At 40.3% G+C, this 12,967-nt stretch carries 9 protein-coding genes and 1 pseudogene; 8 read left to right on the top strand and 2 right to left on the bottom strand.

The window, feature by feature from the left end:
* Window positions 1–370: 370 nt before the first annotated feature.
* From murI to RMY63_RS04155, 3 genes and pseudogenes are all read left to right on the top strand, one after another.
* Window positions 371–1,237 carry a glutamate racemase gene (murI, locus tag RMY63_RS04145; RefSeq protein ID WP_322727483.1) on the top strand — a complete coding sequence of 289 codons (867 nt, stop codon included), beginning with the start codon at window positions 371–373 and terminating at the stop codon, window positions 1,235–1,237.
* 485 nt (window positions 1,238–1,722) lie between these two features.
* Entirely contained in the window at window positions 1,723–2,394 is a 672-nt protein-coding gene (locus RMY63_RS04150) for a hypothetical protein (RefSeq protein WP_322727484.1), read from the top strand.
* A gap of 391 nt (window positions 2,395–2,785) precedes the next feature.
* Window positions 2,786–3,697 (top strand): annotated as a pseudogene (locus tag RMY63_RS04155) (Bpu10I family restriction endonuclease).
* Window positions 3,698–3,892: 195 nt separating this feature from the next.
* On the opposite strand, the gene RMY63_RS04160 reads toward RMY63_RS04155, so the two are convergent.
* The gene (locus tag RMY63_RS04160; RefSeq protein WP_322727485.1) at window positions 3,893–4,090 is read right to left on the bottom strand and encodes a hypothetical protein; all 198 of its coding nucleotides are present in this window, start codon (window positions 4,088–4,090) and stop codon (window positions 3,893–3,895) included.
* A 946-nt stretch (window positions 4,091–5,036) separates the two neighbouring features.
* Between RMY63_RS04160 and sds the strand changes: the two genes are divergently transcribed.
* Entirely contained in the window at window positions 5,037–6,008 is a 972-nt protein-coding gene (gene sds / locus RMY63_RS04165; RefSeq protein ID WP_322727486.1) for a solanesyl diphosphate synthase, read from the top strand.
* A gap of 670 nt (window positions 6,009–6,678) precedes the next feature.
* Here the strand turns inward: sds and RMY63_RS04170 are convergent.
* On the bottom strand, window positions 6,679–7,152 hold the full coding sequence (locus RMY63_RS04170; protein WP_322727487.1) for a hypothetical protein: 474 nt from the start codon (window positions 7,150–7,152) through the stop codon (window positions 6,679–6,681).
* 204 nt (window positions 7,153–7,356) lie between these two features.
* On the opposite strand from RMY63_RS04170, the gene hetZ reads away from it, so the two are divergent.
* The 4 genes from hetZ to RMY63_RS04190 all read left to right on the top strand — a co-directional run bounded on the left by hetZ (window position 7,357) and on the right by RMY63_RS04190 (window position 12,479).
* Window positions 7,357–8,562: a heterocyst differentiation protein HetZ gene (hetZ, locus tag RMY63_RS04175; protein ID WP_322727488.1), complete on the top strand. Its 1,206-nt coding sequence runs from the start codon at window positions 7,357–7,359 to the stop codon at window positions 8,560–8,562.
* A complete protein-coding gene (locus RMY63_RS04180; RefSeq protein ID WP_322727489.1) occupies window positions 8,555–9,532 on the top strand; it encodes a PatU in 978 nt (325 codons plus the stop codon). The genes hetZ and RMY63_RS04180 overlap by 8 nt, the downstream gene beginning before the upstream one ends.
* A gap of 322 nt (window positions 9,533–9,854) precedes the next feature.
* On the top strand, window positions 9,855–12,158 hold the full coding sequence (locus tag RMY63_RS04185; protein ID WP_322727490.1) for a DUF3488 and DUF4129 domain-containing transglutaminase family protein: 2,304 nt from the start codon (window positions 9,855–9,857) through the stop codon (window positions 12,156–12,158).
* Window positions 12,159–12,269: 111 nt separating this feature from the next.
* Window positions 12,270–12,479, top strand: a complete 210-nt coding sequence (locus RMY63_RS04190; protein WP_322727491.1) for an ISAzo13-like element transposase-related protein — start codon at window positions 12,270–12,272, stop codon at window positions 12,477–12,479.
* The last annotated feature ends 488 nt before the right edge of the window (window positions 12,480–12,967 follow it).

The raw sequence follows: 12,967 nt of genomic DNA on the forward strand, positions 1-12,967 counted from the left end.
AATTAAAGAGGTGGTATTTAAACTTCTTTGACCGAGACAATTTTAGATTTTAGATTTTAGATTTTGGATTAAATTGAAATCTAGAATCTAAAAAAAGGTTTCAAGCCCCCGACTTAAGTCGGAAAGAAAATTCCCAAATTTTCAATATTTAAGCCTCTTCTTTATAAGGAGAGGTTAATCCACGCATACGCTCTCTACGAGACGCTCTTGCTAGCTTGCAACTCTTACAGAGTACGCGGACTCGCTAACGCTTCGCTATCGTAAATCCAAACATAGTAAATTGAGTGACGCGCAGAATTTAGTGGTCAAATTGCAGATTGTCTGCTAAATTCTGTATTCTAAATCCCAAAACCTAAATATATATCTGCCTGTGTATTCATCTTCCAGTTTTGAAGGGAATCTTGACAATTTTTCCAATCGAGAACCCCAACGTGCCCCAATTGGCATTTTTGATAGTGGTGTGGGTGGGCTGACAGTACTGCGACAAATATATCGGCAACTCCCCAATGAATCAATTGTTTACTTTGGGGATACAGCTAGACTTCCTTACGGAATTCGTTCACAAGGAGAAATTTTACGATTTACACGTGAAATTATTACCTGGCTACAACAGCAACAGGTAAAAATGGTAATTATGGCTTGTAATACCAGTTCTGCCTTAGCCCTAGAAACCGTGCGTCAAGAATTTAGCATACCCATTTTGGGAGTAATCCTACCAGGTGCAAAAGCTGCGGTGCAAGAAGGAAAGCGGATTGGTGTAATTGCTACTCCAGCTACAGCTAAGAGTAATGCTTATAAGCACGCTATTCTCGAAATTGCTCCTGATGTCCAAGTCTGGCAAGTTGGATGTCCAGAGTTTGTGCCACTGATTGAGCAAAACCGCATTCACGATCCTTACACTGCGGAAGTCGCACGAGCCTACCTAGAGCCTTTATTAGAGCAGGAAATTGACACCTTAGTTCACGGCTGTACTCATTATCCCCATCTTACACCAGTACTGCGATCGCTCCTCCCCTCTCAAGTTCAGTTGGTCGATCCAGCTGTTCATGTTGTGGCAGCTTGTGCCCAAGAACTAGACTTACTAGGCTTAAGAAATACTCATCTACCACTACCAACTCGCTTCGCCGTCAGCGGTTGTCCGCAACAGTTTTCCCAGTCAGGAGTGCAGTGGCTAGGCTATACCCCAATGGTTGAAGAGGTTTCCTTCACCGATATTCCTATTTCCCAACTCCAATAAAACTATTTCAGAAGGCAGAAGGGAACCCACGTTTAAAAACGCGGGATTGATCTTGGACGCTTTGTATCTTGCGGCACTTTCCGCTCGATACAATTGTTTTTTTAAACTGTAGCTCAGACCCAGAACTAAAGTTTTTATTAATACTCTTTTCCTTCTGCCAACTGAGCCTCCTGCCTTCTGCCTTTCTTGTAAAGCAGATGAGAAGTTAAACCTCGTCTACCTTGAAAACCGTAGTTTTTTTGTCATAAGGGTAAAGCACAAAACTCAAGCTTTGGCTGATTAATATACCCTCCTTAAAACTCCAGTTTTCAAAATGGACGCGGTTTAGCACAACTTCAAGCACTGCATGACTTATGTAAGGGAATAAACCCAATCTAAAAGTAGTAGTAATCGATACTGAATTTACTTAATATATACTTTTTCAGTAGCCATATTGTTTATCTAACTCAGTTATTCTTGATCCTTTTGCGGGTAGTGGAACTGTTTTGCTAGAGGCTGGTATTCTCGCGTTTGAGTCACATGGTTTTGAAATTAACCCAGCAGCCTGCATTCTTAGCAAAACGTATGAATTCATAAACAATTCTCAAAGAAAGGAGGTTATCGAAATAATTAGGACTCTGATAGATAGGGAATTCCCCTTTAGAGTTTTTGAAAATGATAGCCAAATACCACATTTGGTAGAGAAGTTAAGAACGCTCAGGAATGAGTTAGATGAAGAGTCAACAAGAATATTCGATGCTTTGATAATCTTTCTTGATGTTGCAAACAATAAAATTACTAATGAATTTATACAGTTTAAATTTGCTGCTTTAGCAAGTGTAATCGAAAAACTTCCTTACTCCAAAAAGAAAATCAGAGTAGGTCTATCTGATGCTCGTTCTCTTCCATTGAAAAACGATCAGATAGATTTTGTTGTTACCTCACCACCTTACATAAATGTATTTAACTATCATCAAAACTATCGCAGTTCTGCTGAGATATTAGGATGGGATTTATTAAAGATAGCAAAGTCAGAAATTGGATCTAACCGAGCAAATAGGGGAAACCGCTTTTACACAGTAGTACAATACTGTCTAGATATAGCTGACACTCTCAGGGAAATTTCAAGAGTAACTAAAAATGAGGCTCGGATTGTGTTTGTTTGTTATAGGACATGAATCCAATGTTCTGGGAGTGCCTTTTGACAATGCTGATATTATTGAAAAAATTGGACTAAGAGCAAATCTATTTCATCGGGCTTTGAGACAAAAGAGGGAATTTAAAAATAAATTTGGTAAAATTATTAGAGAAGATTTAATTAATTTTATCAACTTAAATAATGAGTTTCATAAGGAAATAATTGAGCAAATTGCAAGAGAAGTAGCTTTTGAGGTACTGAAAAGTGGTCTTTCCTTAGTCTCTTCTAAAAATATTGAACTTTTAGAAGATGCAATTGACAAAGTTCAGGATATTGGAAGAACACCAACTTTAGATAAAAGATTTCATATCTATCAATCTCATCAACCTGCTCAATTAGTCAGCCTTAAATATTCACAGTCAGTTCAACCTATGCCTGAACTTTCTCGCCCTCATTACACGAAGCTAACTGCATGCCTCAATAACCGTCGTCTACCTGAAGCTGATAAAGAACGAGTGAAAGAAGCTGTTAGAAAGTATCACGAGTGGATTGCTGAGTTAGAAAGAATTGAGCGTGGTCAAACAGATACAGTAGAGAAGTTAGTCGAAGCAACTAACCGATATAAACGTTTTATTGAACTTGACCTAATATTTGATAGTTCAGATAACTTTTTGTATAGACAGAAGGGGCAGTTAAAGCTAGATAATACTATCCTAGAAGAATTTTTGCCACAAGTAGTTTTCCGTAGTTTGCGAGGAATAGATGATTCTTTCGAGTTAGGTCCAAGAAATACCTTCTCTGGACTTAGTTTTCTTTCTTCTCTTGGAAATCTCGGTCAAGGTGGTGAAGCAAGCATTAGAACTAAAGATCAATATTTTATACTTGGTAAAAGGTTATATTTAAAGTCATCCTTTGATCCATAATTTAAAGACTACAAGTTGATTGAATCACATCTTGGATATGTTTGTGCAGAATGCAAAACAAATTTAGATAAAACTATGTTTCAAGAAGCAGTAGCAACAAGTAGAGATTTAAAGATAGCTGTTCCTGGATCTTTATACTTTCTGATTTGTGAATTTCTTGATATGACACCAATTTCAATAATTTCAACTCAAATTGATGATGTTTTGATCGTGCGAAAAACTAAGCGTATGTCTTCTAATATTCGACAAGAGTATCGAACACCAGAGGAAAGGCAACTTCACAGACTGGAATATGTAGACTTTTTGGATTCTTCTAAGTACTACCCTGACGTATTTCAAAGGATGATCGATAAAATTCAAGTTCTAATTGACGATACAAGTCCATCAATGGAAAATGTTTTAGACCAGGGGCATTTCTAATGTTTTTGATATTTTTTGGCAAAAAACCACAGATTTCGAGCTAGAAGAGGTTTATACCAATTCTTGGTGAAACTGTACAGAATCAAGCTTGATAAGGCAAGGGGCAAAATCCCCTTCTTCGAGAGCAACCTCAGATTTAGTCGGTATTAGGAGTTAAAAGTTTTGAATTAATAACTCCTAACTCCTCACTCCCAACTACTGACTATTAACTGCTTGAGTCACCTTAGTCCTTACTGATATCTCCTGCTTGTGTTTTCCTTCGGTAGATGAAGGGAAACTTGTAGGAACAGTCTTTGCACCCGTTCGCTTCGCCAATGCTAATAACAGGTAGACTGTGAACAAATATCCAGAGGCTAAAATAAAAATCATCATAGGTATACTTCCGTAAATCATTGTTCTACTAGCACCCTTCTAAACGAATATAAAATTTCATAAAATTAGTAGAACCTCAGCCAAGCAAGTGCATTCTTGATGACTGTAGTTTCCTATGGTAAAATTACCTATAGAGATAAAACCCTCTACGGAAAAAGCATTTATGACCTAATGCGACTTCTAGCAGACCATAGCTCCCACAGCAGTTAGCTTGCCGTTTAGCAATCTAAAACTACGATTTTCAGCGGTCTACTCGATCTGCTTTATTTTTGCTCAAACTGCTGCCAAAAGAGCAATGCTTGCGCTCTACGTGCGCTAAGTACGTGTAGCGGCTTCCCACAGGAATATCACACAGCTCCAAACCAGGAGTTTTGCCTATCGTAGGAAAAATTAAAGAATTTATTCCCTTAACCTAACCGACGAATATTTATTTTAGACTCACAACACCAACTCAGTAAAATCAACTAGTAGCTGACTTAACTTTTAGAGTGTGAATATCTTACAAAATTTAAAATTCCTATATTTTAGCGTAACACAACCACCCTGAATTTTCAGCTTATTCGGCTGCTAAATTTTAAATTTTTTGAAGAGCTACACCTCAATCTAGAGAAATTTAGCCTTGCTCTTGGCGACAAATTTAAATCGCTTCATTTTTGTCAATAAGTAATATTGCTTAAATTATCTTGATAACTGTGGCAAGAAAGGTGAAATGAGAAACTACTTAACACAATTTAATCTAACATTTATCCCATGCACTGAGAATTCATGTTTTAAGTTAGTTTAAAGTTTAAGTAGCCACAAATTAAGCATAATTGCTTATTGACAAAAGCATTAACAACCTTAATTATCACCCATAGACTCATAAAAATGGGATTACCTGATGAAAACTTTGCGCTGGCACAGGGTTATCTTAAAATGAGTATAGGATATGTAAACTTTCGTAACCTAAGTCAGAGTCCGCCCATCCATGACCCCAGCCACCTCCCTGTTTACCCCTGTGGAAGCAGACCTGCGACTACTAGCAGATAACCTAAAACAGCTAGTTGGAAATCGCCACCCCATTCTGTTTGCAGCAGCCGAACATTTATTCGGAGCTGGGGGAAAGCGTATCAGACCAGCAATTGTCCTGCTAATATCGCGGGCAACAATGTTAGAACAAGACATTACGCCGCGTCATCGCCGCCTTGCTGAGATTACAGAAATGATTCACACAGCAAGCTTGGTACATGACGATGTGGTAGATGAATCAGACGTGCGGCGAGGCGTTCCTACCGTTCATAGTTTGTTCGGGAACCGCATTGCCATCTTAGCAGGAGATTTTCTCTTTGCCCAATCGTCCTGGTATTTAGCAAACTTGGACAATTTGGAAGTAGTGAAACTGCTCTCAGAAGTCATTATGGATTTGGCTACTGGGGAGATTCAGCAGGGACTAAATCGTTTTGATGCTGGTATCTCTATTGAAACGTACATTGAGAAGAGTTACTACAAAACAGCTTCGTTAATCGCCAACAGTTCTAAAGCTGCTGGGTTACTCAGTGAAGTCTCGCGAGAAACTGTTGAGCATCTGTATAGCTACGGTCGTCATTTTGGTATAGCATTTCAAATTGTTGATGACATTTTAGATTTCACCAGTACAACAGATACCTTGGGTAAACCAGTGGGGTCGGATCTCAAAAGTGGTAATCTGACTGCACCCGTTTTATTTGCTTTAGCCCAAAAACCATCCTTGGAAGTGCTGATTGAACGAGAGTTTGCTCAAGAAGGAGATTTAGAGCAAGCACTAGCACTGATTCAAGATAGTCAAGGTATACAGCAGGCGCGAGAGTTAGCTGCTCACCATGCTAAGTTGGCAATTGAACATCTTGCAGTTCTCCCATTCTCAGAATCCCATCAGGCATTGATTAACATCGCTGAGTACACACTGAGTCGCCTCTATTAAATCAGTTATATCATGTCCGGTCAAAGACTTATCATTTACACCGCAGGGGGGCAGGGGGAAAGAGGCTTTTGGGATTTTTGCACAGATCCAGTAATCATAAGTGGTTAACCGGACTTGATATTATCAGTTCTCAGGTAGAAAGTGGGGATTTAGATGTGGGTGTGTTGTGGCTTCTGTAACCCACCGAAAACCTGAAATGTTGTGTTATGCAACGCTTTAACACACTAAGGCAGCTTTATGTTTAATTTAATCCACTTGTTTAACAGGTAGAAAGTGGGGTTTTTATTTGGAAATCCTGAAGAACTTCCAAAAAATAAATTACTACTACTTGTGGGGTAGATAGTGTTTGACTGAGCGCTCACTCTAAAGACTTGCCTGCTTTTGGTTAGTGGGCATCTCATAATAAAGAATGGGATATTTTTTGATGTGAAAGTTTTTAAGTATAAGACTCTGCTTCACTGGGAAACTAAAACTTGAAAACGGAAAAATGTTCACTGATAACTGTTTTTTAATCAATTTTAGGTTTCAGCGAGACTTGAGTCAGTTGCATGGTGTAACGGAAAGAAAAAATTTCTTTTTTCACTGATTTAGAAAACTTTTTTCAAGAAATTTGAGATTTAAAATTTTGGATGTGGGATTGTATCGAAAAAACTCCACATCCAAATTTTTTCTATGCAATATTAGGGGGTATCTGTTTAGGCGATCGCTTCTGTCGTAACTGTTTCTGCATGAGTTTTTCTAGTTCAGTGCGTCGAACTTCGACGGTATGAGTGGTCTTACCCGGCGTCTCCAAAAAAACGATACTATCTACGGGTTCTAATGCCACCAATTGGAACAAAATATGGGTGACAGGAGTAATTTTAGCTAGCATTTGAGGGTCAAGCCCATCAGGGGAAATTAGAGAGACATCCTGTATGGTAGGGAAAGCGTAAATCACACGTTTTTCCAATCCTGGATTAGCACGATTGCTCAATGTAGTTAAAACCCAGCTTGACTCCGAATTTTGGAGAATATAGTACTGGGAGTAACGTAATTTTTGAGCGATCGCTCTAAGGGCAGGGGCAATTGCTGCAACAAGATGTGGTGTCATACCATCGCGGGGTGCATTGTCAATCAGCAATTGAATTTGTGCTTCTAAATCCATAATGACTTGTATACGGCTCCTGGGTAATGGCAATAACATCTATCATGTGTGAACAATCCCATCAGAATTGGGAATAATAAAATCAGCCACATCCTCAATATAGGATTGGCCTACGTTTAGCTTATACGTAAAACCAAACCAGCCAATACCCACAGTCTTACAGGTTGTATTTAAGTAAGTTAGGGTCTTTTAAAAACCGAGACTATGAATTCAGCCGCAACCGCAACTATTCCATCTGCAACTATTCTGGGAGAAAATTCTACAGGCGTGGAGGCGATCTTTCAACTCCTGTCCAAGGAGTTTCAACAGTCAACTAAGGCTTCGGAACAGAATTGTCATGATGTCGCAACACGTATTACCAACGAAGTCTACCGGATTTGTCATGAGAGTAAACGTATCCAAGCTTCTGGATCTGTAGAAAGCTCGGCGATGACCTTGGCTCGGCATCGGCTACAACAGTGTCTCAGGTACTATCAGTTGGGTTCAAATCGGGGCAGGGTCGAATTACACAGTACTCTGAGTGCAATTATTTATCGATATATTAATCCTCCTCAGAGACAATTGAGCTATCAAGGGCGGCTGACGATAATTGAAGATTTTCTCCAGAGTTTTTATTTAGAGGCGTTGAACGCTTTCCGGCGAGAAAATCAACTTGGTGCTACTTATCGCCCTCAGACGCTCTTGGAATTGTCCGAGTATATGGCATTTACCGAGCGCTACGGCAAGCGACGCATTCCCTTACCAGGTCGTCAGCAACAGCTAATTATCCTGCGGGCACAAACTTTTTCCCAACAGCAGCCCCCAGAAACTAGCGTAGATATAGAACAAGCCGCAGAAGGTAGCAATAATGAAGGTGATGGTTCTTGGGAAGAACCAGCAATTCACCAATTGCGCTCCACAATGGCAACGCAAGCCGAACCCGAACCCGAAGAAGACACCTTGCGCTCTGTTGTCGTTACAGAATTAATGAATTATCTCGAACAACGACAACAATCTGATTGCGCTGATTACTTTTCTCTCCGCCTCCAGGATTTATCAGCACAGGAAATTGAGTCAATTTTAGGTTTAACTCCTCGTCAGAGAGATTATTTGCAGCAGCGCTTTAAGTATCATTTGATTCGCTTCGCTCTGTTGCACCGTTGGGAATTAGTTCACGAGTGGCTGGAAGCTTCTTTGCACACAAATTTGGGCTTAACTCCCCAGCAATGGCAAGTATACACAGCACAGCTGGACAATAAGCAACGGTCTTTATTAGAGTTGAAGCAACAAGGACAAGCTGATGAAAAAATAGCAAAAACTTTAGGGCTGTCAATGGCACAACTGCAAAAACGATGGTTTAAGATTCTTGAGCAAGCTTGGGAAATTCGTAACTCATTAGTTTCCGGATCAGGTGCATCTACTCATGAATAGTGACTCAGAATCCTTACAACACCGGTGTCTCAATTTGTTATTGACAGATGATGTCAAAAATAACGAGCAATCGGTAGAATGTGAGGAAAATGACGGGGTAAAAAACCTCCTCAAGGAAGCTACTGCCTCAAAAAGCAGTGAGCCAAAATTGGGAGGAACGCCCCAGACCTTTCAACTGGGAGAAATTCCTACTGTGCAAGATCGTTTTCAAGCTGTCCTTAAGCATCGGCTACAAATTCAAGCCCAAGAGCACCCACCGTTGTTTCCTTGGGAAACACAATTAATTGAATATCCTGATTTTGTTGATGAGCCGTCAATGACACTCGTTCCTAGCTGGGGATGGATGGTACAACAGTCGAAGTTGACCTTGCCGACTCGCTTACCGGAAAGAGTTTTCCAGCAATTGCTAGAACAGTGTCAGGCTTTGGTGACATCTTCAGTGCCGTTGGGGGCAAAATTAGTTCAAGTGGTGGAGAACTTTTTCCCCAATGAGTCTCAAGCACTAAATGACATAGCTGGATTGGTGCTAAGAAGCACCTATCGGTCTGTAAATACTCTGGAGACAATGCCCGCTATTGAGAGCGATTACTCAGATTTACAACCGCGTCAACAGATGGCTTTGTCGTTGCTAGCAGCAAAACAACTGCTGGAAAATCTGACTCTACCACTTTCAGCAACTAATCCCGTGGTAGAAAGACAATGGCTAACCAGTGTTGGTGCTTTGAATATCAGAGTAGAGTACCAGTCTCTAGGTAAACTTACGAAGTTACTTGTTCAAGCTGAGTTACCTGTTAAAGGAACTTTGACGCTGCGGGGAAGTGGCACTTTAGCAATGACAACATCTTCGACTTCGGGATACTTAAATGTAGAGTTAGGCTGCGAGCAACTTAACCCAACTTATACCCTGGAAGTTGAATTTCCAGAAATAGACGAACAGTCGTTGTTGTTTGTGATTAATCCCACGATTTAGTTTAAATTTCCACCGCTAGCACACTATGTCAATCAACGCCGATATATATTAAGAGGATTTTCCTGGTTTTGAAGCTTATCCTATTTTTCAATAAACGGTCATTAGGGTGTCTACGAGAAGCAGTTATTACTGAGGTACAAGAACCCCACCCCCAACCCCCTCTCCGCTTGCGAGCAGGGGGCTATGATGTACCTTACGATTGATTAGGAAATGCCATATCATTTTTTGACACAGTAGTAGGGTAAGTAATGATTCCCCTCCATTGTGTTTTTTGCATCTACATCATTGCTTGCATTAGACTCAAATGTTTAACTTATCCAGGATGAATCGGTTTTGGCGTCTCCCTGTAGGTAATTTCTGGCGGCAAAATCCGCAGGGGCCGCCTTTGATTGAAGTGGAAGATTCAATTTTATTGCGGGTGCTGGTGCTAGCGTTGGTTATTTTGGGAATTGTGGCGACGGATATTGCTGCTGAAACTTCATTCAGTTTTTGGGCATTACCCCTGAGTATAGTAGGTGCAATTTGGAGTTATTATCGTCGCCGCGATCGCAATGTTGCAATTAAATTCTGCATCGCCATCGGAATGTTAGTAGCACTGGGCGCTTTCTTTGGGCGATTAGTAGGAGAGTTGAATGATACGCGGTTGGGTTTGGCAGAGTTATTAATTCAACTTCAGGTGTTACACAGCTTTGATACACCCCGCCGGAAAAATTTGGGCTATTCGATTGTTATCGGACTGATTTTATTGGGTGTGGCAGCAACCCTGAGTCAGACTTTCGCATTTGCACCTGTGTTGCTGTTATTTTTAGCGATCGCTCTACCAACTCTAGTACTAGATTACCGCTCACGCTTGGGTTTGCAGCCATTAAAAACCCAAAAGGAAAAATTCAATCAGCAGAATTCCTCAAGTCTTAATTTTAAATTTTTAATTTTAACTTTTTTACTAATTGTCGGTCTGGGACTGGCAATTTTTGCTGTTTTACCTAGATTCCCCGGCTATCAATTACGGAATTTTCCTGTAAGTTCTGCTATTCAAGTAAAAAGTAATTTCACCGGACGTAGTATCATTAATCCCGGTTATGTCCGCCAAGGTAAAGCTGATAATCAAGGCAGTGGTAGCGGTGGTACGGGACAAAATAAAACTGGTCAACCAGGTAAAATAGATAATAACTTTTATTACGGTTTTAATAGCCAAATAAACCAAAACCTGCGGGGCGAGATGAAACCCAAGGTTGTCATGCGGGTGCGATCGCAAGCTGAGGGTTTTTGGCGAGTACTAGGATTCGATCGTTATACAGGTAAGGGATGGGAAGTTTCTCGCAATGAAGATGTGACGACTGTTAGACGATCGCCTTGGTCTTACCAAATTTTTCTTTCTCCATCTGTAATTACTGGTAAAACCCAAGAGGTAGTACAAACTTATACAGTGGTGTCGGATTTGCCTAACCTGATTCCAGCGATGACTTATCCCAAAGAAGTTTACTTTCCAGCACCAGTGATCGCTGTTGATAAAGAAGACGGATTGCGATCGCCTGTAGAATTATCACAAGGTCTTACCTACACAATAGTTTCCGAAGTGCCATACCGCGATCGCACTTTGTTAGGTGAAGCTTCTACTAAATATCCACCACAAATTAAAAAGTATTATTTGCAAATTCCTCCCGAAATTGCCGAAAAAGTTCGGCAACGTACCGAAGAAATCCTCGCTAACTACAATCAAGAAAAAGTCGCAAAGTCTGCTAAAAGCCTGGATTCACCTTATGAAAAGGCTCTCTACTTAGCTCAATATTTAAAGCAACGCTACTCTATTCCCCAAAATCCCTTAGAACTACCTTATTTGAGTGAAAAAGAAGACTTGGTAGAAACTTTTTTATTTAAGCAAAAAGGAGGCTATCCAGACCACTTCTCAACAGTTCTCACGGTGATGTTGCGTTCCATTGGCATCCCAGCGCGGTTGGTAGCAGGATTTGGTGCAGGAGAATTTAATCCATTTACAGGGCTGTATGTTGTCCGTAATACTGATGCTTATGCGATGACGGAAGTGTATTTTCCGAAATATGGTTGGTTTGCCTTTGACCCTATTCCCAATCATCCTCTGATTCCGCCATCCATTGAAGACACTCAGACTTTTAGTGTGTTGCGCCAATTGTGGCATTGGGTTGCTGGCTGGTTGCCTTCTCCGGTGACAGGTTTGTTGAATAATCTATTTGAGACAATATTTAAGTGGGTGATTAGAGCGATCGCTTGGTTTTTAGCTTTATTCTCTCAAGGTTGGTTTGGTGTATTAACTGGCTTAATTGTGGGGACTACAGCAGCTTTCTTAAGTTGGCTGGGTTGGGGTCAGTGGCGAGAGTGGCGCAACCGTAGATGGTTAAAGAAATTGCCAGCGATGGAGAGCCTTTATCAACAAATGCTGCAATGGACAACTCAAAAAGGTTTAGGCAAACATCCAGCACAAACACCTTTAGAGTATGCCAGAGTCTCATACCAGCATCATGCTTTAGCAACTGCTGAGGTTATAGATGAAATTTGTCAAGCTTATGTTGGCTGGCGTTATGGCGGTCATACACCTAACTTGCAGCAACTACGACAAAGATGGCAAGGTTTGAAAAAAGCTGCTAAGTGACTCATCCTGGAGTTAATCCTAAGTCACTTAGTTGATTTAAATACCCAGCTATAAAAAAATCAAGGCAAGTAACAATACCGTTGCCAAAATAAGAGCATGAAGAGGTAGGGGGTGATTTTTGAGCGTGTTCAGACTGTAAAAGACCTCATGGCAACCGCCACCACTCGAACAGGACTCAAAGTGTTTACGACGATTCTTGATAAAACCTATCAAACGGGCCGAAAAGTGGCTCTTGACTTCAAATCAAATATGAAGATTGTTTTTGATGAATTCTTGCCGCAATGGAATTACACCGTTAAACCAGAGTTACACGTTATTTAATCCATGATCCTTACCATCTCCTGTGCTCAACGTGTTAGCAGCAGTATTTCCCGTCAGGATATTGGCTTTAACTACATGACCTGGACTGATTTTTTCTCCTTTCTCTTTACCTATTAATGAGAGTGGTTGTTTCTACTAATCCTATCGCGTCTATGATTCCTGCTACTATCCCTAAATGGTCTATATTCTGAATTTCAATGTCTTCGTTATTCAACATTACAACAGTATTCTCCACAACTTATGTTGCAATTCTCTCATTGATATTTTTGTTATCAATTATTTTTTAATTATGAAGTTTTTCCTTTGTTCTGTCTTCGTTACAAAACTTCCTCTTCTCGCCCAATTAAGAAGCTTAATGAGAAAAAGTGGCATTAAGTCTCTTAACTTTTGAATCAACCTTAGTTCTTATGTACTACTATGTCAGCTTTTTGTTGATGTGTGACAGTTAGGGTGCGGAATATGGGTTATAATACAGATGATGACACTCA

Source organism: Nostoc sp. ChiQUE01b, assembly GCF_034531255.1.
GTDB lineage: Bacteria > Cyanobacteriota > Cyanobacteriia > Cyanobacteriales > Nostocaceae > Nostoc.

Excerpts from the sequence above, each read along its gene's own strand:
- RMY63_RS04160 (WP_322727485.1), bottom strand. The coding sequence starts at position 4,090 with ATGATTTACGGAAGTATACCTATGATGATTTTTATTTTAGCCTCTGGA.
- sds (WP_322727486.1), top strand. The coding sequence starts at position 5,037 with ATGACCCCAGCCACCTCCCTGTTTACCCCTGTGGAAGCAGACCTGCGA.
- RMY63_RS04170 (WP_322727487.1), bottom strand. The coding sequence starts at position 7,152 with ATGGATTTAGAAGCACAAATTCAATTGCTGATTGACAATGCACCCCGC.
- hetZ (WP_322727488.1), top strand. The coding sequence starts at position 7,357 with ATGAATTCAGCCGCAACCGCAACTATTCCATCTGCAACTATTCTGGGA.
- RMY63_RS04180 (WP_322727489.1), top strand. The coding sequence starts at position 8,555 with ATGAATAGTGACTCAGAATCCTTACAACACCGGTGTCTCAATTTGTTA.
- RMY63_RS04185 (WP_322727490.1), top strand. The coding sequence starts at position 9,855 with ATGAATCGGTTTTGGCGTCTCCCTGTAGGTAATTTCTGGCGGCAAAAT.